This window comes from Bradyrhizobium sp. OAE829 (genome assembly GCF_040546575.1).
GTDB lineage: Bacteria > Pseudomonadota > Alphaproteobacteria > Rhizobiales > Xanthobacteraceae > Bradyrhizobium.
In genome coordinates, this window is the sequence record NZ_JBEPOE010000001.1 from 3476688 (window position 1) to 3500102 (window position 23415).

Consider the following 23415-nt stretch of genomic DNA (forward strand, 5'->3'; position numbering starts at 1 on the left):
TCCATCGCAAGCGTGCGATGGTCGTAACGATACCATTCTCACGCCACTCCGCTACCCACGCTCTCCAGAAACGCCTTGACGTTACTGACCGTGCCCGTGTCGGTCGCGACATAGCCGGGCAGGCTCGCCACCTCGCGCTGGAACTCGCGGCCCTTCATGATGTCGATGACGCGCCGCATCGGCTCGGTCTCCAGGAACGCGCGTTTGCAGACAAAGAAATAATCCTCGGTCAGCAGCCGGATGAAATCGAGCCCGAACTGCCGCGCGGCCGCCTCGACGCCAAAACTCACATCGGCCATGCCGCTGGCGACGTAGGCGGCGACCGCCGCGTGGGTGAATTCCATCTGCTGGGCGCCGTTGATTTTCGCTTCGTCGATCCTGTGCAACGCCAGCAACTGATCGAACAGCAACCGCGTTCCGGAATCATGATCGCGGTTCACGAACCGTGCCTTGCAATCGACGATATCCTTGATGGATGAAATTTTGAGCGGGTTGCCCGGCTTGACCATCAATCCCATTTCGCGCGTCACGAAACTGATGACGCGGTCCTCGCGCGGATCGAGCCATTCCTTGCAGGCCCGGATGCCCTGCGCCCGCAACTCGCCGCGCGGCAGATGCACGCCGGAGAGATCGCAGGCGCCCTGCGCCAGCGACAGCAGCGAATTCTGGTTGCTGACATAGCGCAGGTCGACGCCGATGCCGGGTTCACGATCGAGCAGTTCGCGCAGTTTCGAGACCGCAAAACCATGGCTGGCGTGAACGCGGATGACGGACGGACGCTGGTGCAGGAAGGGCTTGATCTCGGTCGCGAGCTCCTGCGCCAGATTTTCAAGCTGCGGGCCGAGACGGGCCTGCATCCGCTCGCCGGCCCAGACCAGTTTTTCGCCGAACGCGGTCAGCGTCGTGCCCTTGCCGCGATGGGTCTCGACCAGCGGCACGCCGAAAAATTCCGACCATTGCTCGACCAGATTCCAGACGTGGCGATAGGACAGCTGGGCGTGCGTGGCCGCGCTGGTGAGCTTTCCGGTTTTACGGATCTCGTTGAGAATTCCGAGCATCACCACGGCGGTTTGCGGGCTGCCCTCCTTGTGAAATCGCCAGACGGTCTCGATCTCGATGTGGTGCATTGGCGCTCAACCTATGAAATCTACTACATATCTTTGCAGCTGATAGGCAGATCATATCATATTTACTGTGCCGAATATCCTCCTAATTTGAGATACAGAAACGGAGGAAATATGATGTCCATTGCATATGGTTACACCGCGACAGCGCCCGCGATCGCGGCTGCCAAACCCCGGTTGCTGCTGATCGACGGCCAGCACGTGCCTTCGATCTCCGGGCGCACCTTCAAGACGCTCAATCCAGCCACCGAACAGGTCATCGCTACCGTGGCGGAAGGCAACGAGGCCGACGTCGATCGCGCCGTGGCCGCGGCCCGCCGCGCCTTCGAAGGCCCCTGGCGCAGCATGCGCGCCTCCGAGCGCGGGCAGATCCTGCTCCGGCTTGCGGAGCTGATGAAGAAGCACGCGGACGAACTCGCAGCGCTCGAAAGCCTCGATGCCGGCAAGCCGATATCAGGTGTGCTGCGGCAGGATCTTCCGGCCGCCATCGATACGCTGACCTACTACGCGGGCTGGGCCGACAAGATCCACGGCGAGGTGGTCTCGACGCGGAACGACGCACTGACCTACACATTGCGCGAGCCGGTCGGCGTGGTCGCCGCGATCGTTCCCTGGAATTTTCCGCTGATGATCGGGATGTGGAAACTGGCGCCCGCGCTCGCCTGCGGCTGCACCATCGTGATGAAGCCCGCCGAACTGACGTCGCTGTCGGCGCTGCGGATCGGCGAACTAGCGCTGGAAGCCGGCCTGCCGCCCGGCGTGCTCAACATCGTCACCGGCCCCGGCCGGGTCGTCGGCGACGCGCTGGTCAACCACCCTGATGTCGACAAGGTCACGTTCACGGGCTCGCCCGGCGTCGGCCGCGGCATCCTGCGCGGCGCCGCCGGTAACTTCAAACGGGTGTCGCTCGAACTCGGCGGCAAGTCCGCCAACGTGATCTTCGACGACGCCGATATCGAGGCGACCAGCAAGGCGGCGGCTTCAGGAATCTTCTTCAACGCCGGACAGGTGTGCTCGGCCGGCTCCCGCGTACTGGTCCATGAGAAGGTCTACGATGAAGTGGTCGAACGGCTGACGCAACGCGCTCAGTCGATCCGCATCGGCGATCCCTCTGATCGCGCCACGGCGCTCGGGCCCGTGATCTCCGAAAAGCAGATGAAGAGCATCCTCGATTATGTAGATATCGGCCAAAGGGAAGGCGCGCTGCTGACCACCGGCGGGACACGCGTCGGCACCCGCGGCTATTTCATCAGTCCCGCCGTGTTCGCCAATGTCGAACACGAGATGCGCATTTCGCAGGAGGAAATTTTCGGTCCGGTGGTGAGCGTCATCAAATTTAGAGATGAAGCCGATGCGCTGCGGATCGCCAACGGCACCGACTACAGCCTCGCCGCCGGAGTGTGGAGCCGCGACATCGGGCGGGTGCAGCGTTTCGCAAGGAATGCAAAGGCCGGGACGGTCTGGATCAACACGTATGGCTATACGGATGTGCGGCTGCCGTGGGGCGGCGTGCGCGATTCCGGTTTCGGCCGGGAACACGGCTCGGCCGCGATCGAGAATTTCACCGAGCCGAAAGCGGTGTGGATGAATCTGAACGTGTGATGCTTTATGCGAGAGCATCGCGTTCCTCCCCTTGTGGGAGAGGGTGGACGCGATGCGGAGCATCGCGGACGGGTGAGGGGTTCTTTCCGCGGATAGAGACCCCTCATCCGCCTTCGCTCTCGCGAAGGCACCTTCTCCCACAAGGGGAGAAGGAAGAAAGAATCACAGCGGCGGATCGATTGCCTCGTCGTATTCCTTTTTGAAACGCGCGATCAGTTCGGCTGCAGGCAAGACTTTTGCGACGCTACCGACGCCCTGGCCGCTGCCCCAGATTTCCTTCCAGGCCTTCGGCTTGGCGCGCTCACCCGAAGCATCGGTGCCGAAACTCATCTTCGACGGATCCGAGGTCGGCAGGTTTTCGGGATCCATGCCGGCCGCGACGATCGACGGCTTCAGATAATTGCCATGCACGCCGGTGAACAGGTTGGAATAGACGATGTCTTCGGCGCCTGAGGCCGTGATCATCTGCTTGTAGCCTTCCACCGCATTGGCCTCCGCGGTGGCGATGAAGGCCGAGCCGATATAGGCGAAGTCGGCACCCAGTATGCGTGCTGCACGAATGGCCCGGCCGTTAGCAATCGCGCCCGACAACGCGATGGGACCGTCGAACCATTGCCGGGTCTCGGCCACGAAGGCCAATGGCGAAATCTCGCCGGCATGGCCGCCGGCGCCGGCCGACACCAGGACCAGGCCATCGGCGCCCTTCTCAACCGCCTTGTGCGCGAATTTCTGGTTGATGACGTCGTGGAACACGACACAGCCCCAGCCATGCGCCGCCTGGTTGAGCTCTTCGCGCGCGCCGAGCGAGGTAATCATCATCGGCACCTTGTGCTTCTCGCAAAGCGCCAGATCCTGATCGAGCCGGTTGTTCGACTTGTGCACGATCTGGTTGACGGCGAACGGTGCCGAGAGCCTGTCGGGATGCGCCTTGTCGTGAGCCGCGAGTTCTTCCTTGATCCGCGCCAGCCATTCGTCGAGCAGCGCCGGAGGCCGTGCGTTCAACGCCGGAAACGATCCGACCACACCCGCCTTGCACTGCGCGATCACGAGGTCAGGCACGGAAATGATGAACAGCGGCGCACCGATGACGGGGATCGACAGACGGCCCTTGAACAAGGCAGGCATGGACATTCGAAGCAATCCTTTCGCGTGTTCCGGAACTGGCATGGGCAGAACCCAAGAGATGTCTCAAGAGATGCCAGACGTCATACCAACAAGGCAATCTTTCCAGTGTCAAGTATTGCGTTTTGGCGCTATTTTTTTGCGCATGATCTCCAGGCAAACGCTCCCGCGTTTGTCCCGAGCAAAAACCGCCGCCCGCTTTGCGCTGACGCGGCCCTGCGGGTCCGCATCATACGCTATTGGCATATCGCGCGGGTCACGTAATTTTCGGTCTTGCAGTCGCCCGGCTCGCGCTTACGGCCCGGGATGAACACTTTCGGCGAGCATTTCTCGGCGGCGTCGGTGTCGAGGCTCTTGCCTTCCCTGTAACCCTTGGTCTGGCACAGCCTGTCGGCCCCCGCCTTGCAGTCCGGCGCGCCATTGGCCGACACCAGGCAGGCCGCGCGTCCGGTGACCATGATCGACGGCCGCGCCATGTTCGACAGGCTCTCGCCGGCATCTTTGGCGCGGCTGTTGAGGTCATCCATGGTCTCGCCTGGGCTCTTCAAGCCCGGCAGTATCGATTTGGACTTCTCCAGCAGCTTGCCGATTTCATTGATGAGACCGGGATTTTCCGGCTGCTGCGGCGGCGGTTCGATCGGCTGCGGGGCCGGTCCTTGCGGCACCGGCTGCTGGGCCGGCGACTGCACGCCGAGCGAGGGCTGGGGCGCGCCTTGCGACCAGCCGACGTCCGAGGCGAGCGCCAGCATCGACAGCGCAAGGCAAGGGACCGCGAACGCCGTCCCGAATGACTGGAAAAGATGGCCGATTCGATCAGGCATGGAGCGAGCGTAGCCTGAAGCGGGCGTGTTCTGAAGCCACTGGGCCGGCACAGCGCCCCGCGCGCAGATCAGACCAGTTTGACCGCGATGACGAATCCGAGCACCAGCACCGCGGCGCCGATTGCAACCCAGAGGCCGAGGCGCTTTTCCAGCTCGCTGCGAATGAGGTCGCCGTAACGGTTGAGCAGGATCGCGACCACGAAGAACCGGCCGCCCCGCGCGATGATCGAGCACACGATAAACAGCCAGATGTTGTAGCCGGCAAATCCTGACGTGATGGTGACAAGCTTGTAGGGGATCGGCGTCAATCCCTTGCCGATGATGATCAGCGCGCCCCAGTCGGCATAGGACTGCCGGAACGCTTCGACCTTGCCGCTGAGACCATAGATGTTGATCAGCCACTGCCCGAGCGAGTCGTACAGCAGCGCGCCGATCGCGTATCCGACCACACCGCCGGCAACCGAGGCGATCGTGCACACGGTCGCGAACCACCACGCCCGCTTCGGCCGCGCCAGTGACATCGGCAGCAGCATGACGTCGGGAGGGATCGGGAAGAACGAGCTTTCCGCGAACGATACCGCCGCCAAAATCCAGAGCGCGTAGGGCTTGTCGGCGGCGGCGATAAACCAGTCGTAGGATCGTTTAAGCATGGCCGCATGAACCATCATGGAGCGGATTTGTCCATGCCGGCAAATGATGGAATTTCGGGAGATTTAGTGCCGCTTTCGCAGGCTGCGGCCTTCCAGCGCGACAATTCGCCGCCGAACCGCAGGTGGTGTCACCGCTTTGGGTAACGCCTTGGCGGAGGTCGCCTTGTCAGGAATCGCTTTGGGCGGCTTGACCGTCGATTTCGGCAGCTTCTCGGCAATGCCGAGCATGTGCTCGCGCCGCGCCATCTCACGCCAGACGTCCTCGGGCTTCACACCGGCGGCTGCCCACAGAACGGTCAGGTTGTAGAGAAGGTCGGCGCTCTCGCGGACCACCGCATCGGTCTTGCCGTTGACGGCGTCGATCACAACTTCGATGGCTTCCTCGGCCAGCTTCTTGGCCATCTTGGCCGGGCCGCGCTGAAACAGCCGGGCGGTACGCGACGTAGCCGGATCAAGATCCCTGGCCGCGATCACCGCCTGATAGAGCCGCTCGAGCGAATCACTCATTCTTCGAACCTAGTGGAAAGCCGTGGCCGGCGTGTTAACGGCCGGGCTCACAACCAAAAAAATCCACCGGCCGGGGTGCGGCCGGTGGATTCTTGTTTAACAGCCGCCTAGCAGCGCCGGTGATTACCAGGCGTTCGGATTCGTGTAGCCGCCATAGGACCGGTTACCGTAGCCGCCGTAGTAGTAGGGGCCGCCGCCATAATAGGCCGGGGGAGCAGCGTAATAGGCCGGGCCGCCACCGTAGTAACCATAGCTGTTGTCATAGTAGTAATCACGGCGGTTCTGGGCGGCCGCAATCGCGATGCCGGTGCCGACGATGCCAGCGAAGGCCGCAGCCGCCGCGGCGCCACCGCCGCCATGATATCTCCTGCCGCGCGAACTGAAGTCACTCGCGTCGCTGGTCCCGGTCGTGGCCGTTACACCCTTGGCGGGCGCGGCGGAGCCAGCGAAAGCTGCCGACGGCTGGTAGGCCGTCAGGGCCACCGCGACAACCGTCGCCACCGCGCCGGCGCGGCCGATCGATGAAAACACTCCTGTTCGTGCAAACATCTCAATGTCCTCCGTGGGAGCTTGGCCTGACAGGCCTCGAATTGCTAACCACTGGGCGGATATTAGGTTCCCCAAACCCAATGCAAGCTGAACGATCTCTGGCCAAATCGTGGCAGTCATCGCCCGTTCACGTTGGATGCGACAGAATGCCTGCCTTTAAGGCTTGTAATGCCGGTGTTCTTGTCCTGAAACAGACCTGCGATCCAACAAACCTGGCCCACGCGGCAACTTGTCCCATCTCTTGCTGACGTAAGCTCAATGCGTGCACGCCGAACCAACGCCCTTCGCTCGATGCTGGCCTCGCTTGCAGGCCTTTGCGGAGTGGTGTGCTTTGGTGCGGGGGCGAGCCTTGCCGCGGACGAACCACGGCCGCCGCTCGCGATCCAGCTCTCGCTCGACCGGCCGATCGATGCGACGGACGCGCCGTTCGTGATGGCGGCCACCGGCGGCCTGTTCACCGCCGAGGGGCTCGCCGTCACCATCAACTTCGCCAGCGGATCGCCGGATGCGATCGCGCGCGTCGCGGCCGGCACCAGCGATTTCGCGCTGGTCGACATCAACGCGCTGGTGCGCTTTCGCGACAAGGACAAGCAGGGGGTCCCGCCGGTGAAGGCGGTGTTCATGCTGTTCAACAAGGCACCCTACGCCATCATCGCCCGCAAGAGCCGTGGCGTCCGGGCGCTGTCGGACATCGAAGGCAAGAATCTCGGCGTCGCCGAGGGCGATCTTTCGATTCGGCTGTGGCCGGCGGTGGCGAAGCAGAACGGCATCAAGATCGCGAGCGTCAAGCAGAGCAATATCAGCGCCGCGGTGCGCGAGCCGATGCTGTCGGCGGGCCAGATCGATGCCGTCACCGGATTTTCCTATCTGTCGGCGATCAACCTGAAAGACCGTGGCGTGCCGGCGGACGATCTGGCGGTCTTGAAATTCGCCGACTATGGCTGCGACGCCTACGGTTTCGCCATTGTCGTCAACCCGGCGCTGGCGGCCGCCAAGCCGGAAGCCGTGAAGGGATTTGTGCGGGCGGTGATCGGCGGCACACACCTGGCCATCAAGGACCCCGCGGCCGCCGTGACCGAGGTCGTCAACCGCATGGACGGCGGCTCGCGCGAGCTGGAGCTCGAACGGCTGAGCGCCATCCTGCGCGACAATATCCTGACCGGCGAGGTCAGGCGCAACGGCATCGGCGGCATCGATGTTGCGAGGTTCGAGCGGTCGATCGATCAGCTCGCGGAAGGCTTCAAATTCCAGAAGCGGCCGGTAACAGCGGATATTTTCGACGACCAGTTCCTGCCCCCCGTCAACGGCAGATTGATCAATTGAGTAAAAGTCGCGCGGACGCTGGTTCTCGGCGGCGATCCCTGATTAGAATGCGGCTCGACTGATCGCCCCGTTGCCCCCTCCAGTGCTTGCGGCATGTCCATGATTCGCCTTTACACCCGCGTGCTCGAGCTGCTCGGCAAAGAGGCGCGGCTGGGCTGGATTCTGGCCGGCGCCAATCTGCTGCTGGCCGGCGCGCAATTCGCCGAACCTGTGCTGTTCGGCAAGATCATCGACGTGCTCTCCGGCAAGCCGGCGCCGGGTCCGCTGTCGTCGTCAGGGGCCTGGCCGCTGCTGGCGGCCTGGGTGGCGTTCGGACTGTTCACCATCTTGTGCAGCGCCGCGGTGGCGCTGCACGCCGACAAGTTGGCGCACCGCCAGCGCCAGGCGGTGCTGACCGACTATTTCGAACACATCATGCAGCTGCCGCTGACCTTCCACACCGGCACCCATTCCGGGCGGCTGATGAAGGTGATGCTGAACGGCACGGATTCACTGTGGCGGCTCTGGCTCGGATTCTTCCGCGAGCATTTTGCCGCGATCATGTCGCTGGTGGTGCTGCTGCCGCTGTCGCTCTACATCAACTGGCGGATGGCGATCCTGTTGTTCCTGCTGTGCGTGATATTCACGGTGCTGACCACGCTGGTGGTGCGCAAGACCTATGGCATGCAGAGCGAGGTGGAGGAGCATTACTCAAACCTCTCTGCGCGCGCTTCCGACGCGCTCGGCAACGTCGCGCTGGTGCAGAGCTTCGTGCGCATCGACGCCGAGGTGCAGGGCCTGCGCTACGTCGCCGACAAGCTGCTCGCGGTGCAGATGCCGGTGCTCGGCTGGTGGGCGCTGGTCACCGTGATCACCCGAGCCTCCACCACCATTACCGTGCTCGCGATCTTCACCGTCGGCATCTATCTGCACCAGCAGGGGCTGACCACGGTCGGCGAGATCGTGATGTTCGTTTCTTTCGCGACCATGCTGATCCAGAAGCTCGAACAGGTGGTCAGCTTCATCAACAGCGTGTTCATGGAAGCGCCGCGCCTGCAGGAATTCTTCGACGTGCTGGACGCCGTGCCCGCGGTGCGCGACCGGCCCGGCGCCGTCGACACCGGGCGGCTCTCGGGCCTGGTCGAATTCAACGACGTCTCGTTCTCCTATGACGGCAAGCGGCCCGCGATCGAGGATCTTTCCTTCACCGCTTTGCCCGGCCAGACCATCGCGCTGGTCGGGCCGACTGGCGCCGGCAAATCGACCGCGATCGCGCTGCTGCATCGCGCGTTCGATCCGCAGTCCGGCATCATCAAGATCGACGGCATGGATATCCGCGCCCTGAAGCTGACCGCGCTGCGGCGGAATATCGGCGTGGTGTTCCAGGAGGCGCTGCTGTTCAACCGCTCGCTCGCCGACAATCTGCGCGTCGGCAAACCGGACGCCACTGAAGAGGAAATGCGCATCGCGGCGTCGCGGGCCCAGGCGCTCGAATTCATCGAACGCAGCGACAAGAAATTCGAGACCCATGCCGGCGAGCGCGGCCGCATGCTGTCCGGCGGCGAACGGCAACGGCTGTCGATCGCGCGCGCGCTGTTGAAGGACCCGCCGATCCTGATCCTCGACGAGGCCACCAGCGCGCTCGACGCGGTCACCGAAGCCAAAGTCAACGCCGCTCTCGACGAAGTGATGAAGGGCCGCACGACCTTCGTGATCGCGCACCGCCTTTCGACCATCCGCAACGCGACGCGCATCCTGGTGTTCGACAACGGCCGAGTGATCGAAAGCGGAACTTTCGATGAACTGGTGGCCAAAGGCGGCCGCTTTGCGGAACTCGCGCGGGCCCAGTTCATGGTGCAGGCCGACGCGCGGGCCAGCATTGAGACACAATAGCCCTCCCCTGCAGCCCGCCCTGCGCCGCCATCCACGTTGAATTATCGGCGAAATTGCGTCTATTTCGTCCACGATTTAATTGCCCGGCCTCTGTTCTCGATCACCAAGCCGGTATAGGTTTGCAGCCGCCGTGAGCGACGGCGCAATTAGGTTTCAAGATCGCACGCTTGAAACCCGAACGTCAGATTTCAGGACCTCCTTCCTCGAAGGCGGGTCTCAAAGGACCGGAACGCAAAAGTGCATTTTCTTCGCCCGCTGCTTCGCCATCCATTGTTGAACCTGATCCTGCTCGTCGCCGCGCTTGCGGTCGCAACGCCTCGCGCCGCGCATGCCGAGGCGTTGCTGGTGGTCGAAGCCGAAACCGGCAAGGTGTTGCAGGCCGAAAATGCGACGATGCCCTGGTATCCGGCATCGGTGACCAAGATCATGACGGCTTACGTCACGCTCAAGGCCGTCAAGGAAGGACGCCTGCGCCTCGACAGCGTGCTGACGGTTTCGCCGGTGGCAGCCTCGCAGTCGCCGTCGAAGATGGGCTTCAAGCCGGGCACGCAAGTCACCGTCGAAAACGCGCTGGCGATGGTGATGGTGAAGTCGGCCAACGACATGGCCGTGGTGCTCGCCGAAGGCGTCGGCGGTTCCGTCGACGGTTTTTCGGGGATGATGAACGCGACCGCACAGCGGCTCGGCATGACGCAGACGAGCTACGTCAATCCGAACGGCCTGCCCGCCGATGGCCAGATCACCTCGGCGCGCGACCTTGCGATCTTGGCGCGTGCCGTGATTCGCGATCTACCCGAATACGAATATTTCATGCACATCCCGGCGATCCGTTTCGGCCGCCGCACCACCAACAATTTCAACAAGCTGATCGGCCGCTATGCCGGCGCCGACGGCTTCAAGACCGGCTTCATCTGCGCGTCCGGATACAATCTGGTGGCCTCGGCGACGCGCGACGGCAAGCGGCTGATCGCGGTCGTGCTCGGCTCGACCTCCGGCCAGGCGCGCGCGGTGCGCGCCGCCCAGCTCCTGGAGCGCGGTTTTGCCAGCAACGGGCTGGGATGGCTGCGGCCTTCGCTCGGCACCGTCGACAATCTGGTGCCGATCGACGCCACGCCGCCGAACCTGCGCGAGGAGATGTGCAACGGCAAGCGCAAGCGGCCCGCCACCGATGAGGATGCGGACACGACAATGGCCGCCAGCGGTGCGGGCGAAAGCCCGGCGCTGGCCTTCTTTTCCGCAGGACTGCAGGCGCCGACGGCAAAGCCCTCGGAATTGCTCGCGACGGCGTACACCGCTGGCGAACCCATGGTGGTCTATACCGGCCCGAAGAAGACCGGCACGGAGCTGATTGCCGCCGTGGCCGCGGATGACCAAAAGCAGACCACGCGGCGCGGAAAGAAATCGCGGGTCGCGGTCGCGGCGAAGAAGCCTGACGCGGATAAGCCCAAGACCGATGCCAAGACAGCCGCAAAACCCGCGTCCAAGCCGGCAGCGGTCCGGCACGCGAATGTCAAACCGGACGCCGCCGCTGCAAAGCCTGCTGCCGCCGCCAAGCCTGTGGCCGCTGCAAAGCCTGCCGCAGCTGCCAAGCCCGCCGCCAGGCCGGCCGAGAAACCTGCCGCTTCGGGCGATAAGCCGGCCGCGAAGCCCGCCAAGCCCAACGCCGCCGCAAAACCTAAGAGCGAATCCAAACCGGCTGGTTAACCGGCCCGCAAGGCCCCGCAATCAGGCGGTTTTCGCCCGTTCCGGACGTAGACTTGTCGATTCCCAATGCGTCGATAGCGCGCAGCCGCTTGCCATCGGCGGCGGCATTCACAATACTGCCAAAAACGAGGCATCCCGGCCCAAGAATTCGAGAAATCGGGAACTAACCAGAGGGGAAATACCATGGAGCGGATCTGGCTCAAGCAATATCCGGCCGGCGTGCCCGCCGATATCGACGTCAATCAGTACTCGTCGCTCGTCGAGTTGCTGGAAGAGAGCTTCAAGAAGTTCGCCGACCGCAAGGCGTTCATCTGCATGGACAAGTCGATCAGCTACCGCGACCTCGACCAGATGTCGGCTGCCCTTGGCGCCTATCTGCAGAGCAAGGGCCTGCAAAAGGGCGCCCGCGTCGCGCTGATGATGCCGAACGTGCTGCAGTATCCGGTCTCGACCGCCGCCGTGCTGCGCGCCGGCTATGCGGTGGTGAACGTCAACCCGCTCTACACCCCGCGTGAGCTCGAACACCAGCTCAAGGATTCCGGCGCCGAGGCGATCGTGGTGCTGGAGAATTTCGCCACCACGGTGCAGCAGGTGATCGCCAGGACCGCGGTCAAGCATGTGATCGTCGGCAGCATGGGCGACCTGCTCGGCTTCAAGGGCGTGATCGTCAATCTGGTGGTCCGCAAGGTGAAGAAGATGGTGCCGGCCTGGTCGATCCCAGGCTCCATCTCCTTCAACGACGCGCTGGCCGCCGGCCGCGGCATGAAGCTCAACAAGCCGCAGCTCAGCCGCGATGATGTCGCCTTCCTGCAATATACCGGCGGCACGACCGGCGTTTCCAAGGGCGCGACGCTGCTCCACCGCAACATCCTCGCCAACGTGCTGCAGAACGACGCCTGGCTGCAGCCGGCGCTGAAGAAGCCGCCGCATGTCGACGAACTGTTCATCGTCTGCGCGCTGCCGCTCTATCACATCTTCGCACTGACGGCGTGCTTCCTGCTCGGGGTGCGGGCCGGCGGCGTCAATCTGTTGATTCCGAACCCGCGCGACATGCAGGGCTTCATCAAGGAGCTGATGAAATACCAGGTCAACAGCTTCCCGGCGGTCAACACGCTGTACAACGGCCTGTTGAACTCGCCCGGTTTCGAGAAGGTCGATTTCTCGAAGCTGAAGACCTCGTTCGGCGGCGGCATGGCGACGCAAAAGGCCGTGGCCGAGAAATGGCTCAAGGTCACCGGCTGCGCGCTGTCGGAAGGCTACGGCCTGTCGGAAACCTCGCCGACGCTGACCTGCAACCCGGCCGACACCGACAAGTTCTCCGGTTCGATCGGCATTCCCGTGCCCTCGACCTACCTCTCGATCCGCGACGACGACGGCAAGGAAGTGCCGCTCGGCGAAGCCGGCGAAATCTGCGCCAAGGGACCGCAGGTGATGGCCGGCTACTGGAACCGGCCGGAAGAGACCGCGAACGTCATGACGGCGGACGGCTTCTTCCGCACCGGCGACATCGGCGTGATGACGCCGGACGGCTACACCAAGATCGTCGACCGCAAGAAGGACATGATCCTGGTCTCCGGCTTCAACGTCTATCCGAACGAGATCGAGGAAGTAATCGCGAGCCATCCGGGCGTGCTGGAATGCGCCGTGATCGGCGTCCAGGACGCAAAGTCGGGCGAAGCGGTCAAGGCCTTCATCGTCAAGAAGGACCCGAACCTGACGGCCGAGGACGTCATCAAGTTCTGCGGCACGCAGCTGACCGCCTACAAGGTGCCCAAGCAGATCGAGTTCAGGGCCGACCTGCCCAAGACCAATGTCGGCAAGATCCTGCGCCGCGAACTGCGCGACGAAAAGAAGGCCGCGGCCTGAGACCGAACCGTGGAGCGAGCGTCGGATCATGACTGACGCTCGCGATACCGCGCCGGCCGACATCCTGAAGTTCTGGCGCGAAGCCGGCCACGACCGCTGGTACGAGCGCGACGACGCGTTCGACGCCGAAGTGCGTCAGCGGTATCTCGAGCTGTGGCGGAAGGCGGCCGCGGGCGAGCTGTCGTCCTGGGAAGCCAGCGATGACGGCGCACTGGCGCTCACCATCGTGCTCGACCAGTTTCCCCGCAACATGTTTCGCGGTGACGCCCTGACCTATGCGAGCGACAGGCAGGCGCGCGACGTCGCAGCCCGCGCCATCGACCGGGGCAGCGACAGGCGCATCGACCCGGCGTTGCTCGAATTCCTCTATCTGCCGTTCATGCATTCGGAGCATTTGCCCGACCAACTGCGCTGCATCGAGCTGTTCGGCGGCACCGCCAATACCGAAAACAAGCAGTATGCCGAGCATCACGCCGACATCATCCGCCGGTTCGGGCGCTTTCCGCACCGTAACCGTATCCTGGGGCGCGAAACGACGCCCGAAGAACAGGCATTCCTCGACGCCGGCGGGTTTACCGGCTGATGACAGAACAGTGAACGCACGGCGGCATTGCCGTTTCCGGGACACCGAATATTGTGCCGGTCATCCGCAAAGGTTAGTCTTGTTTTGACGCGTTTTCTTCACGCGAACCGGTACCCACTTCGCTCGAAAACGCTATAAGACACATCCGCACATTGAGGGAGAATTCACGATGACGATCCAAGTTGGCGACAAGCTGCCGGAAGCCAAGTTTCGCGTGATGACGGCGGAAGGGCCGCAGGTCAAAACCACCGACGATATTTTCAAGGGCAAGAAGGTCGCGCTGTTCGCGGTGCCCGGCGCCTATACCGGCACCTGCCACAAGATGCATCTGCCGAGCATCTTCCTCAACGCCTACGCCATCAAGGACAAGGGCGTGAACACCATCGCGATCGTCTCCGTCAACGACGCCTTCGTGATGAACGCCTGGAAGCGCGACACCGACCAGCGCGACGAAGCCACCTTCCTCGCCGACGGCAATGCCGACTTCACCAAGGCCATCGGCATGGAACTCGACGCCTCCGGCAACGGCCTCGGCATCCGCTCCAAGCGCTATTCGATGCTGGTGGAAGACGGCGTGGTCAAGAAGCTCAACCTCGAGCCGGCCCCCGGCAAGGTCGAGGTTTCCGGCGGCGATACGCTCTTGGGGCAGCTGTAAGTTACTCGTCATTGCCTGCGACAAACGCGAAGCGTTTGCGCAAGGGAGCGTAGCGACGAAGCGATCCTTACTTGCTTTGCCGCACTATCGATTGCTTCGCTCGCAATGACGGGTTGATGGTGTAGTCGCACACACAACTGTCGTCGCCCGGCTTGACCGGGCGATCCAGTACGCCGCGGCCTCTCGATTTTATCTCAACCGTCTCTGGAATACTGGATCACCCGCCTTCGCGGGTGATGACAGCTGCGGCTGTCGCGGCATCGCGCGATGCGTCAGCCTAGGCCTTCAACCGTGCCATCGCGACGCCGTCGCGGGCCAGCTGATCGGCGCGTTCGTTTTCATCGTGGCCGGCGTGGCCCTTGATCCAGTGCCAGCGCACCTCATGCGCCTTCAGCGCCGCGTCGAGGCGCTGCCACAGGTCGACGTTCTTGACCGGCTTCTTGTCGGACGTGCGCCAGCCGTTCCGCTTCCAGCCATGGATCCACTCCGTGATCCCCTTGCGGACATACTGGCTGTCGGTGGTGAGGTCGACGACGCAGGCTTTCTTCAGCGCTTCCAGCGCCGAGATCGCCGCCATCAATTCCATGCGGTTGTTGGTGGTGTGCGCTTCGCCGCCCTTCAATTCCTTTTCGGTGTCGCCGAATTTCAGGATCGCACCCCAGCCGCCCGGGCCGGGATTGCCCGAGCAGGCGCCGTCGGTGAATACCGTGACATGCGGCCTGGAATCGCTCACGCAGCGCATCCCGCCTGCATCAGGCCGTAATCGCGCGCGGACTGGACGCTCTGGTGGAAGCGCAGCTTGCGGACATACTCGACCGGGTCTTTCGGCTTCACCAGCGCGCCCGGCGGCACGTCGAGGAAATCGACCAGACGCGTCAGCAAAAAGCGCAGCGCGGAACCGCGCGCCAGCAGCGGCAGCGCTTCCTGCTCGGCATCGGACAATTTCCGTTCGCGGCCATAGGCGCCCAGCAGCGCGCGCGCCTTGGTGACGTTGAAGGAATGATCCGGCTCGAAGCACCACGCGTTGAGGCAGATCGCAACGTCATAGGCCAGGATGTCGTTGCAGGAAAACGGGAAGTCGATCAGCCCGGACAGCTTGTCGCCGAGGAAGAAGACGTTGTCGTTGAAGAGATCGCCATGGATGACGCCGAGCGGCAGATCCTTTGGCCAGTTCGCCTCGAGGTGGTCGAGTTCGCGGGCGATGAAATCGCGCAAACCCGGCTGCACGGTGTCGGCACGCGGCGCCGACAGCTCGAACAGCGGCCGCCATCCCTCGACCGACAGCGGATTTTTCCGGACAAGAGGAAAGTCGCCGCCCGCCAGATGCATTTTGGCGAGCGCCTCGCCGACGCCGCTGCAATGCGCGGCGTTGGGCCGCCGCGGCCACATGCCTTCGAGGAAATTGATGATCGCAGCGGGCCGCCCGACGAGATGGCTGTAGACTTCGCCCTGGCGGTTTTTCGCCGGCTGCGGGCAATGCACGCCGCGCTCGGCCAGATGCGCCATCAGCGACAGGAAGTAAGGCAGATCGTCCACCGCCACGCGCTTTTCATACAGCGTGAGGATGTAGGCGCCCTTGCTGGTGTGCATCAGGAAGTTGGAATTCTCGACGCCTTCGGCGATGCCCTTGTAGGAGAGCAATTCGCCGATGTCGTAACTCTTGAGGAACTCCGCGAGGTCTTCGGCGGCAACGTCCGTGTAAACCGCCATGGCAGACGCGCCCTAAGCTGCGTCGGGCCGCAGCGAACGCGGCAGCGGGAAGAATTCGTTTTCTTCCGCGGCCGAGACCGTCTCCACATGCAACGTATAGCGCTCGGCGAACGCGCCCATGATCTCCTCGACGATCACTTCCGGCGCGGAGGCGCCCGCCGTGATGCCGAGGCTCTTGATGCCTTCGAACCGCGACCAGTCGAGATCGCTGGCGCGCTGCGCCAGCACCGAGACCGGGCAACCCTCGCGCTCGGCGACTTCGCGCAGGCGCTGCGAGTTCGACGAGTTCGGCGCGCCGACCACGATCAGGGCGTCAACCACCGGCGCCACCTTCTTCACCGCAAGCTGGCGGTTGGTGGTGGCGTAGCAGATGTCTTCCTTGTGCGGGCCGGAGATGTTCGGGAAACGCTCCTTCAGCATCGCGACGATCTCGGCGGTGTCGTCGATCGACAACGTCGTCTGGGTCACGAAGGCAAGGTTGTCCGGATTCTTCGGCGTGAACGTCTTGGCGTCTTCGTTGGTCTCGATCAGCGTCACCGCGCCCGGCGGCAACTGGCCGAGCGTGCCGACCACTTCCGGATGATGGGAATGCCCGATCAGCAGGATTTCACGGCCACGCTTGAAATGGATCGCGGCCTCGCGGTGCACCTTGGTGACCAGCGGGCAGGTGGCATCCAGCGAAAAGAAATTGCGCGCGCGGGCGTCGGCTGGAACCGACTTTGGCACGCCGTGGGCGGAGAACACCACCGGTGCGTTGGTATTGTCGGGAATTTCGGCCAGTTCCTCGACGAAGATCGCGCCCTTGGTCTTCAGGCTGTCCACGACATAGCGGTTATGCACGATCTCGTGGCGGACATAGACGGGGGCGCCATAGATCGCGAGCGCCCGCTCGACGGTGTCGATGGCCCGTACCACGCCGGCACAGAAGCCGCGGGGGGAACAAAGCACGATTTTCAGGTCTGGTTTGGCTGACGCCGATAAAGAGGTCATGGGGGCCATCTCGGGGACCGAATCACCCCTCGCCGGCGGGCGGGGAACGGCCAGTTCGTATAAGGACTTGGGGCTGCTTTTGGGCGCTGTCAAGGCACTTTAGCAGGCCATTGCGCCAATGGGCCCTCAAGGGGTATATAGGCCCGGAATTCCCGTCATCACCGATGACCGCAGACTTCGCCTCCAAAAAGAGGTGGGCGAGGCACAAAGGAGATTTGCCATGAGCAATGCACCGCTGATGCCAAAGGCGACTGCCGTGTGGCTGGTTGATAATACCGCGCTGACCTTCGACCAGGTGGCCGATTTCACCAAAATGCACCCCCTGGAGGTCCGCGCCATCGCCGACGGCGACGCGGCCCAGGGCATCAAGGGCATGGACCCGATTTCGACCGGCCAATTGAGCCGCGACGAGATCGAAAGGGGCGAAAAGGACCCGAACTACCGCCTCAAGCTCGGCGAGAGCAAGGTTACCCTGCCCCCGGCCGCCAAGAAAAAAGGCCCGCGCTATACCCCGGTGTCGCGCCGCCATGAGCGGCCGAGCGCGATCCTCTGGCTGGTGCGCAACCATCCCGAGCTGAAGGACGCCCAGATCATGCGCCTGGTCGGCACCACCAAGACCACCATTGCCTCGGTCCGCGACCGCACCCACTGGAACGCCTCGACCCTGACCCCGATGGACCCGGTGACGCTGGGCCTGTGCTCGCAGATCGAGCTCGATTTCGAGGTGCAGCGCGCCGCCAAGGAAAAGCCGGTCCCCGCCGCCTACGGCGGTGCCACCCTGCTGCCGGCCTCCGAGACCACCAAGAAGGAACCGGAATTCGAGCCGACCGAAAAGCAGCGCGATGACCTCAACGTCGACGCCGTGTTCGCCAAGCTGAAGACGATCGGCGGCAAGAAGCAGGACGACGACGAGGAGTAGGTTTCCGCATTCCGGTTACGGAATTTCAAAACGCGGCGGGGCAACCTGCCGCGTTTTTGTATTTGTGCGCCTTTTCATTTCAAGGCTTGGGCGGTCAGCCGTATTTCAGCTTCATGAACAAAACTCCGCCGGCCAGCACGATCGTGATGGCATTTGCCACGATCAACGGCCCATCTCCGGAAAGCAGGCCGTACACGAGCCACAGCAGGATGCCGACCACCATGACCAGAAACATTCCCAGCGAAATGTCTTCCGTCGAGCGGGTTCGCCAGACCTTTACGAATTGCGGGACGTAAGCCAGCGTCGTGCACGTTGCGGCGGCGAACCCCAGCAGCTTGATGACAATCGGTTCCATGGGCTTCTTATAACATCGATTCGAAGAATGAGCGGTAGTTGGCTCCGTGCCTCGCTGCGGCGAACTTCGCTCACGCCTTCTTCAGAAACTCCGTGCGCAGCACCAGGCCCTTGACCTTGTCGGTACGGCCTTCGATCTCGTCTTCGTTCTCGGTGAGGCGGATGTTCTTGATCACGGTGCCGCGCTTGAGCACGGTGGACGAGCCCTTCAGCTTCAGGTCCTTGATCAGCGTGACGGTGTCGCCCTCGGCAAGCAGCGCGCCGTTGGAATCTCTGACCTTGATGTCCATGGAAAGTCCTTACGAGAAATGAGGTGCTCTCTTCCTTCTCCCCTTGTGGGAGAAGGTGGCATAGGCGGCCTTCGGCCGCCGTTCTTAGAACGCCGATGCTATGCATCGGCTATGGCGCCGGATGAGGGGTCTTTATCCGTACAGGGAGTTGTGTCTGCGGAGGCAACCCCTCACCCGTCGAGATGCTTCGCATCTCGCCACCCCAAGAGCGAGCTTCGCTCGTCTCGCTCCCACAAGGGGAGAGGGGAAGACAGAGTCGCGCCTCAGCCCAATTCGATCTCGCCGGAGATGTCATGAGTAAAGCTGACGCCGTCGATCGTAAGCGTCATCTTGGCCGGCAGTTTTTCATTACCTTTGAGGCGGCCGCTGGCGAGCGCGTCGCGGACGGCTTTCTCGATTTCGCGCTGCGAGGTGATGCCGACCTTCTTGAGAAAGCCGCGCAGGCTGGTGTTGAAAACGTCTTCGTTCATGATGACCTCCTGATCAGGGCCTGGTCGGATTGTTCAGCATTTGCTCGGCGAGGTTTCGCTGGGCACGGTCGGTGCGGGCGTTGGCATTGCCGCGCTGCACGTCGCGGTTCTTGCGGCAAATGACGTAGTCGTTCGACCCCGGCGCCACATTGTTGGCGCGGCAGAACGCATCGTCGTCGGCGCTGGTATCGACCATGGTCGGCTGGCCCCGCTCCAGGCAGCCCGCCAGCAAGGGCGCGGTGAGCAGCAGGGCGATGAGAAGTCGAGCGGGGGTATGTCGCATGACTGATCCATGGGTCCGGTTTCGTTATGCCGGGCTTGACCCGGCAATCCATCGAAATCAAGGCATTTTGCCTGATCGGAGACGGAATAAAGTCCCTCCTTCGTCATTGCGAGGAGCGTCAGCCACGAAGCAATCCATTCTTTCGTTGCGTGGTCAGATGGATTGCTTCGCTTCGCTCGCAATGACGAGGGGCCTGGCCGTCACACCCTGCCCTTCAGCGCGTCGCCGATTTCGTCGAGCACCTTGGGATCCTCGATGGTCGCCGGCATGGTCCAGGCGTCGCCGTCAGCGATTTTCTTGATGGTGCCGCGCAGGATTTTGCCCGAGCGCGTCTTGGGCAGGCGGCCGACCGTGATCGCAAGCTTGAAGGCGGCAACGGGCCCAAGCTTGTCGCGCACCAGCGCCACCACGTCCTTTTCGACATCGGCGTGGCTGCGCGTGACGCCGGCCTTCAGCACCAGGAAGCCGCAGGGCACCTCGCCCTTGATCGCATCCTTGATGCCGAGCACCGCACACTCGGCGACGTCGGGATGCGAGGCCAAAATTTCCTCCATGCCGCCGGTGGAAAGCCGGTGGCCGGCGACGTTGATGATGTCGTCGGTACGGCCCATCACAAACACATAGCCGTCTTCGTCCTTGTAGCCGGCGTCGGAGGTTTTGTAGTAGCCGGGGAATTCGGTGAGATAGGCTTCCCTGAAACGCGCCTCCTGCTCCCACAGCGTCGGCAGGCAGGCCGGCGGCATCGGCAGTTTTATGACGATCGAGCCCATGGTGCCCACGGGCACCGGTCTTGCCGCTTCGTCGACCACATCGACCTGATAGCCCGGCATCGGCACCGTCGGCGAGCCGTGCTTGACCGGCAGCATGCCGAGCCCCACCGGATTGCCTGCGATGCACCAGCCGGTCTCGGTCTGCCACCAGTGATCGATGACAGGCACCTTCAACTGCTGCTCCGCCCATTCCACCGTCGGCGGATCGGCGCGTTCGCCGGCGAGGAACAGCGTACGAAATTTCGACAGGTCGTATTTCCGGATAAAGGTGCCATCAGGGTCTTCCTTCTTGATGGCGCGGAACGCGGTCGGCGCCGTGAAGAAGGCGACCGCCTGGTGCTCGGAGATGACGCGCCAGAATGCGCCGGCGTCCGGCGTGCCGACCGGCTTGCCCTCGTACATGATCGAGGTCGCGCCATGGATCAGCGGCCCGTAGATGATGTAGCTGTGGCCGACGACCCAGCCGATGTCGGAGCCGCACCACCAGACCTCGCCGGGCTTGACGCCGTAGAGGTTGAACATCGACCATTTCAACGCGACCAGGTGCCCGCCATTGTCGCGCACGACGCCCTTTGGAATCCCCGTGGTGCCTGAGGTGTAGAGGATGTAGAGCGGATCGGTCGCCTTGACCGGCACGCAGGGTGCGGTTTTGCCGGCATCGAGCGCGGCGCCACGTAATTGCGCCCAGTCGTGGTCGCGTCCCTCGTTAAGTTCGCAGGCCTGCTGCGGCCGCTGAAGGATGATGCAGGTTTGCGGCTTGACGCTCGACAGCCGGATCGCCTCGTCGAGCAGCGGCTTGTACTGCACGATGCGGCCGGGCTCGATGCCGCAGCTCGCCGAGAAGATCAGTTTTGGCTTCGCATCCTCGATCCGGCTCGCGAGCTCCTTGGCCGCAAACCCGCCGAACACCACCGAGTGAACAGCGCCGATCCGCGCGCAGGCCAGCATCGCGAACACGGCCTCCACCACCATCGGCATATAGAGAATGACGCGGTCCCCTTTGGTGACGCCAAAATCCTGCATGACGGCCGCGAGCGTCTGCACCTCCTGCAGCATCTGCGCATATGTAAATTTGGTGACCGTGTTGGTCAGCGGCGAGTCGTGGATCAGCGCGACCTGATCGGCGCGCCCGCCCGCGACATGGCGGTCGAGCGCGTTGTAGCAGGTGTTGACGACACCATCCGTGAACCAGCGGCCATAGGGGCCCATCGTGGAATCGAAGATTTTCGTTGGGGCCTCGATCCAGTCGATTTCGCGCGCCGCCTCGGCCCAAAATCCTTCGGGATCCCTGAGCGAGCGGGCGTGGATTTCGTGATACCTGCTTTTGTCGTGGACGTTCATGGCGCGCTCCCGGTCTGTCGCCTCCTCCTTCGTCATGCCCGGGCTTGTCCTGGCCATGACGGCGCGGGCGACAATCATATTTGCCACGCATTGTCATGGGAAGTGGCGCCAGATCAAGCCGGAACAGCTTGGCGATCGGCTAAAGCCCGACTACCATTCAGCGCGACTCAATCGCGAGCAATTGGTCGAGCCGTTCTTTCATGGCCCTGCGCAAATCGTAACCCGGCTGGCCGAAGGCGGCGCTGCGGCGGGCGACGAAATCATCCTGCTCTCGCTGCAGGGCACGGGCTCGCGAGCTGTCGGCGCTCGCATCGCGGACCACCTTGGTGTTCACGGCACTGATCTCGCGGTCAAACTTGGCAAGGTCCGGACTGGCGCAGATCGCCTTCTCCACCGGCTGCTTCGTGGTGGCGCAGTTGAAGCTCGGCTTGTTGTAGACCGCCATCAGCGCGCCGAGACGCTCGAGCTCCTGCGCCAGCGATTTGTAATTGCCGCGCGCGGTGGGATGCTCCGGGTTGAGCTTGATCGCCATGCCAAAATCCTGCAATGCCTTCGGCCGGTCGCCCTTCTTGCGCCAGAGTTCGCCGCGCGCGTTGAAGATATCGACCCGCGCCGGATCGAGCCGCAGCACGCCGTCATAATCGGCAATGGCGCGGTCGATCAGATCCTTGCGATCGTTGGCGCCGCCGCGAGCGATCAATGCCTTGATGCGGTCGGACCTCGCGGTCTTTTCGTTGCCGATCAACGCGCCGCAAACGCTGATGGTCTTGTCGTCGTCATTGGCGGCCGCAGCCGCAACGCAAGGCGCGGGATCGACTTGCGGATCCCTGGCTGGCTCGGCGCCGGTTGCGAAGGCAGCTTGCACGAACGCCGTCGACAGCAGGGAAGCGACGACCATATTGCGGATGATAGGACAACCTCGCATCAACAGATCCAAAAAACACTCTCGACGACTGACAATCCTAGCAAGCGGGGTGCGCTTCCGACAGCGGCCAACGAGAATTTCGTAAGCCGTTCGAAACCAAATCCTGGCTGAAACATGACGTCCGGGAAGCCGCGATTTTCGCCTGCAAGTGTACCTATCCATTGAAGAATTTTCGTTGAACCTTTCCCGTTCATGATCGACTCAAAACCATGGCTATCCTCACCGACACCACTCCGCCGCGCGCGACCGCGTATTCCCAAACCGGTTATTTTTACTTCTACATGGCGCTGGCCTGCACGGCCGTGGCGTTTCTCGGTTTTGCCCCGACCTATTGGCTGCCGATGATGTCACGATCGCTGTCAGCCTCGCCCGTCGTGCATTTTCACGGCCTGCTGTTTTTCGCCTGGTCGCTCTATTTGCGTTCCAGACCTGGCTCGCCGCATCGGGAAATGTCACCCGCCACCGCGCGATCGGGATGATCGGCGTGTCGCTGGCGACCGCGATGACGATCTTCGGCTTTTTGGTTGCGGTCAACGCGATGAAGCGATCGGCCGCCGCCGGACTGACCAGTGAAGGCATCGCCTTTGCGATCGTCCCGCTCAGCGGCATTCTTTTCTTTGCGGTGGTGTTCGCGCTGGCCATTGCGAACATTCGCCGGGGCGAAATTCACAAGCGGCTGATGTTGCTGGCCGGCATTTCGCTGCTGGATGCGGCCGTGGCGCGCTGGTTTCTCACCTTCCTGGCGCCTCCCGGGCCGCTCGGCCCGCCGCCGGTGCCCGTCACCATCCCGCCTGCCATCGTCGCCTATCTGCTGCTCGTGGTTGCCATCGTGCACGACTGGCGCACGCGCGGCCGCCCGCATCCGGTCTATATCTACGGCGGCGCCGCGCTGATCACCGTCAAGCTGCTGAACTGGCCGATCAGCATGACGCCGATGTGGCACTCCTTTGCCGGCGGCATCTTGGCGATGGCGCAGTAGCCCGAA

23 protein-coding genes and 1 pseudogene are annotated in these 23415 nt (G+C 63.1%); 9 read left to right on the plus strand and 15 right to left on the minus strand.

Annotation, left to right across the window (positions count from 1 at the left end):
• Positions 1-38: 38 nt before the first annotated feature.
• Positions 39-1127: a substrate-binding domain-containing protein gene (locus ABIE49_RS17000; protein WP_192735283.1), complete on the minus strand. Its 1089-nt coding sequence runs from the start codon at positions 1125-1127 to the stop codon at positions 39-41.
• A 114-nt stretch (positions 1128-1241) separates the two neighbouring features.
• On the opposite strand from ABIE49_RS17000, the gene ABIE49_RS17005 reads away from it, so the two are divergent.
• Positions 1242-2726, plus strand: a complete 1485-nt coding sequence (locus ABIE49_RS17005; RefSeq protein WP_192735284.1) for an aldehyde dehydrogenase family protein — start codon at positions 1242-1244, stop codon at positions 2724-2726.
• Between the two features lie 162 nt (positions 2727-2888).
• Here the strand turns inward: ABIE49_RS17005 and ABIE49_RS17010 are convergent, their stop codons facing one another.
• The 5 genes from ABIE49_RS17010 to ABIE49_RS17030 all read right to left on the minus strand — a co-directional run bounded on the left by ABIE49_RS17010 (position 2889) and on the right by ABIE49_RS17030 (position 6375).
• The gene (locus ABIE49_RS17010) at positions 2889-3857 is read right to left on the minus strand and encodes an NAD(P)H-dependent flavin oxidoreductase (protein WP_192735285.1); all 969 of its coding nucleotides are present in this window, start codon (positions 3855-3857) and stop codon (positions 2889-2891) included.
• A 227-nt stretch (positions 3858-4084) separates the two neighbouring features.
• Positions 4085-4669, minus strand: a complete 585-nt coding sequence (locus ABIE49_RS17015) for a hypothetical protein (RefSeq protein ID WP_502915910.1) — start codon at positions 4667-4669, stop codon at positions 4085-4087.
• 68 nt (positions 4670-4737) lie between these two features.
• On the minus strand, positions 4738-5337 hold the full coding sequence (locus tag ABIE49_RS17020; RefSeq protein WP_192735286.1) for a YqaA family protein: 600 nt from the start codon (positions 5335-5337) through the stop codon (positions 4738-4740).
• A 45-nt stretch (positions 5338-5382) separates the two neighbouring features.
• On the minus strand, positions 5383-5826 hold the full coding sequence (gene hisE / locus ABIE49_RS17025) for a phosphoribosyl-ATP diphosphatase (protein ID WP_192735287.1): 444 nt from the start codon (positions 5824-5826) through the stop codon (positions 5383-5385).
• Between the two features lie 123 nt (positions 5827-5949).
• A complete protein-coding gene (locus ABIE49_RS17030; RefSeq protein ID WP_192735288.1) occupies positions 5950-6375 on the minus strand; it encodes a hypothetical protein in 426 nt (141 codons plus the stop codon).
• Positions 6376-6633: 258 nt separating this feature from the next.
• Here ABIE49_RS17030 and ABIE49_RS17035 point away from each other — a divergent pair, with 258 nt between their 5' ends.
• The 6 genes from ABIE49_RS17035 to ABIE49_RS17060 all read left to right on the plus strand — a co-directional run bounded on the left by ABIE49_RS17035 (position 6634) and on the right by ABIE49_RS17060 (position 14378).
• The gene (locus tag ABIE49_RS17035) at positions 6634-7698 is read left to right on the plus strand and encodes an ABC transporter substrate-binding protein (RefSeq protein WP_192735289.1); all 1065 of its coding nucleotides are present in this window, start codon (positions 6634-6636) and stop codon (positions 7696-7698) included.
• 93 nt (positions 7699-7791) lie between these two features.
• The gene (locus ABIE49_RS17040; RefSeq protein ID WP_192735290.1) at positions 7792-9570 is read left to right on the plus strand and encodes a glucan ABC transporter ATP-binding protein/ permease; all 1779 of its coding nucleotides are present in this window, start codon (positions 7792-7794) and stop codon (positions 9568-9570) included.
• A gap of 237 nt (positions 9571-9807) precedes the next feature.
• Positions 9808-11274, plus strand: coding sequence for a D-alanyl-D-alanine carboxypeptidase family protein (locus ABIE49_RS17045; protein ID WP_192735291.1), 1467 nt, complete (start codon positions 9808-9810; stop codon positions 11272-11274).
• A gap of 183 nt (positions 11275-11457) precedes the next feature.
• On the plus strand, positions 11458-13140 hold the full coding sequence (locus tag ABIE49_RS17050; protein ID WP_192735292.1) for a long-chain fatty acid--CoA ligase: 1683 nt from the start codon (positions 11458-11460) through the stop codon (positions 13138-13140).
• Positions 13141-13168: 28 nt separating this feature from the next.
• The gene (locus ABIE49_RS17055) at positions 13169-13723 is read left to right on the plus strand and encodes a DUF924 family protein (RefSeq protein WP_192735293.1); all 555 of its coding nucleotides are present in this window, start codon (positions 13169-13171) and stop codon (positions 13721-13723) included.
• A gap of 169 nt (positions 13724-13892) precedes the next feature.
• Positions 13893-14378 (plus strand): peroxiredoxin, encoded by a 486-nt coding sequence (locus ABIE49_RS17060; RefSeq protein WP_192735294.1) that lies wholly within the window; start codon positions 13893-13895, stop codon positions 14376-14378.
• Between the two features lie 277 nt (positions 14379-14655).
• Here the strand turns inward: ABIE49_RS17060 and rnhA are convergent, their stop codons facing one another.
• The 3 genes from rnhA to ispH are packed head-to-tail and all read right to left on the minus strand — an operon-like array spanning position 14656 to position 17078.
• Complete coding sequence (rnhA, locus tag ABIE49_RS17065) at positions 14656-15120, minus strand: ribonuclease HI (RefSeq protein WP_192735295.1); 465 nt, start codon at positions 15118-15120, stop codon at positions 14656-14658.
• The gene (locus tag ABIE49_RS17070) at positions 15108-16088 is read right to left on the minus strand and encodes a homoserine kinase (protein WP_192735296.1); all 981 of its coding nucleotides are present in this window, start codon (positions 16086-16088) and stop codon (positions 15108-15110) included. The genes rnhA and ABIE49_RS17070 overlap by 13 nt, the downstream gene beginning before the upstream one ends.
• 12 nt (positions 16089-16100) lie before the next feature.
• Positions 16101-17078: a 4-hydroxy-3-methylbut-2-enyl diphosphate reductase gene (gene ispH / locus ABIE49_RS17075; RefSeq protein ID WP_192735297.1), complete on the minus strand. Its 978-nt coding sequence runs from the start codon at positions 17076-17078 to the stop codon at positions 16101-16103.
• Between the two features lie 220 nt (positions 17079-17298).
• On the opposite strand from ispH, the gene ABIE49_RS17080 reads away from it, so the two are divergent.
• Complete coding sequence (locus tag ABIE49_RS17080; RefSeq protein WP_192735298.1) at positions 17299-17997, plus strand: DUF1013 domain-containing protein; 699 nt, start codon at positions 17299-17301, stop codon at positions 17995-17997.
• 94 nt (positions 17998-18091) lie between these two features.
• Here ABIE49_RS17080 and ABIE49_RS17085 read toward each other — a convergent pair whose 3' ends face one another.
• The 6 genes from ABIE49_RS17085 to ABIE49_RS17110 form a co-directional block, all read right to left on the minus strand.
• Positions 18092-18352, minus strand: coding sequence for a SemiSWEET transporter (locus tag ABIE49_RS17085; protein WP_192735299.1), 261 nt, complete (start codon positions 18350-18352; stop codon positions 18092-18094).
• 70 nt (positions 18353-18422) lie between these two features.
• On the minus strand, positions 18423-18641 hold the full coding sequence (locus tag ABIE49_RS17090; protein ID WP_192735300.1) for an alkylphosphonate utilization protein: 219 nt from the start codon (positions 18639-18641) through the stop codon (positions 18423-18425).
• A gap of 263 nt (positions 18642-18904) precedes the next feature.
• On the minus strand, positions 18905-19111 hold the full coding sequence (locus ABIE49_RS17095) for a DUF6494 family protein (protein WP_192735301.1): 207 nt from the start codon (positions 19109-19111) through the stop codon (positions 18905-18907).
• 13 nt (positions 19112-19124) lie between these two features.
• Complete coding sequence (locus tag ABIE49_RS17100) at positions 19125-19394, minus strand: hypothetical protein (protein WP_192735302.1); 270 nt, start codon at positions 19392-19394, stop codon at positions 19125-19127.
• A 200-nt stretch (positions 19395-19594) separates the two neighbouring features.
• Entirely contained in the window at positions 19595-21505 is a 1911-nt protein-coding gene (locus tag ABIE49_RS17105; protein ID WP_192735303.1) for a propionyl-CoA synthetase, read from the minus strand.
• 157 nt (positions 21506-21662) lie between these two features.
• Complete coding sequence (locus ABIE49_RS17110) at positions 21663-22430, minus strand: hypothetical protein (RefSeq protein WP_354066852.1); 768 nt, start codon at positions 22428-22430, stop codon at positions 21663-21665.
• A 209-nt stretch (positions 22431-22639) separates the two neighbouring features.
• Here ABIE49_RS17110 and ABIE49_RS17115 point away from each other — a divergent pair.
• Positions 22640-23409, plus strand: a pseudogene (locus ABIE49_RS17115) (hypothetical protein).
• Positions 23410-23415 lie beyond the last annotated feature (6 nt).

Excerpts from the sequence above, each read along its gene's own strand:
- ABIE49_RS17000 (WP_192735283.1), bottom strand. The coding sequence starts at position 1,127 with ATGCACCACATCGAGATCGAGACCGTCTGGCGATTTCACAAGGAGGGC.
- ABIE49_RS17005 (WP_192735284.1), top strand. The coding sequence starts at position 1,242 with ATGTCCATTGCATATGGTTACACCGCGACAGCGCCCGCGATCGCGGCT.
- ABIE49_RS17010 (WP_192735285.1), bottom strand. The coding sequence starts at position 3,857 with ATGTCCATGCCTGCCTTGTTCAAGGGCCGTCTGTCGATCCCCGTCATC.
- ABIE49_RS17015 (WP_502915910.1), bottom strand. The coding sequence starts at position 4,669 with ATGCCTGATCGAATCGGCCATCTTTTCCAGTCATTCGGGACGGCGTTC.
- ABIE49_RS17020 (WP_192735286.1), bottom strand. The coding sequence starts at position 5,337 with ATGATGGTTCATGCGGCCATGCTTAAACGATCCTACGACTGGTTTATC.
- hisE (WP_192735287.1), bottom strand. The coding sequence starts at position 5,826 with ATGAGTGATTCGCTCGAGCGGCTCTATCAGGCGGTGATCGCGGCCAGG.
- ABIE49_RS17030 (WP_192735288.1), bottom strand. The coding sequence starts at position 6,375 with ATGTTTGCACGAACAGGAGTGTTTTCATCGATCGGCCGCGCCGGCGCG.
- ABIE49_RS17035 (WP_192735289.1), top strand. The coding sequence starts at position 6,634 with ATGCGTGCACGCCGAACCAACGCCCTTCGCTCGATGCTGGCCTCGCTT.
- ABIE49_RS17040 (WP_192735290.1), top strand. The coding sequence starts at position 7,792 with ATGTCCATGATTCGCCTTTACACCCGCGTGCTCGAGCTGCTCGGCAAA.
- ABIE49_RS17050 (WP_192735292.1), top strand. The coding sequence starts at position 11,458 with ATGGAGCGGATCTGGCTCAAGCAATATCCGGCCGGCGTGCCCGCCGAT.
- ABIE49_RS17055 (WP_192735293.1), top strand. The coding sequence starts at position 13,169 with ATGACTGACGCTCGCGATACCGCGCCGGCCGACATCCTGAAGTTCTGG.
- ABIE49_RS17060 (WP_192735294.1), top strand. The coding sequence starts at position 13,893 with ATGACGATCCAAGTTGGCGACAAGCTGCCGGAAGCCAAGTTTCGCGTG.
- rnhA (WP_192735295.1), bottom strand. The coding sequence starts at position 15,120 with ATGCGCTGCGTGAGCGATTCCAGGCCGCATGTCACGGTATTCACCGAC.
- ABIE49_RS17070 (WP_192735296.1), bottom strand. The coding sequence starts at position 16,088 with ATGGCGGTTTACACGGACGTTGCCGCCGAAGACCTCGCGGAGTTCCTC.
- ispH (WP_192735297.1), bottom strand. The coding sequence starts at position 17,078 with ATGACCTCTTTATCGGCGTCAGCCAAACCAGACCTGAAAATCGTGCTT.
- ABIE49_RS17080 (WP_192735298.1), top strand. The coding sequence starts at position 17,299 with ATGAGCAATGCACCGCTGATGCCAAAGGCGACTGCCGTGTGGCTGGTT.
- ABIE49_RS17085 (WP_192735299.1), bottom strand. The coding sequence starts at position 18,352 with ATGGAACCGATTGTCATCAAGCTGCTGGGGTTCGCCGCCGCAACGTGC.
- ABIE49_RS17090 (WP_192735300.1), bottom strand. The coding sequence starts at position 18,641 with ATGGACATCAAGGTCAGAGATTCCAACGGCGCGCTGCTTGCCGAGGGC.
- ABIE49_RS17095 (WP_192735301.1), bottom strand. The coding sequence starts at position 19,111 with ATGAACGAAGACGTTTTCAACACCAGCCTGCGCGGCTTTCTCAAGAAG.
- ABIE49_RS17100 (WP_192735302.1), bottom strand. The coding sequence starts at position 19,394 with ATGCGACATACCCCCGCTCGACTTCTCATCGCCCTGCTGCTCACCGCG.
- ABIE49_RS17105 (WP_192735303.1), bottom strand. The coding sequence starts at position 21,505 with ATGAACGTCCACGACAAAAGCAGGTATCACGAAATCCACGCCCGCTCG.
- ABIE49_RS17110 (WP_354066852.1), bottom strand. The coding sequence starts at position 22,430 with ATGCGAGGTTGTCCTATCATCCGCAATATGGTCGTCGCTTCCCTGCTG.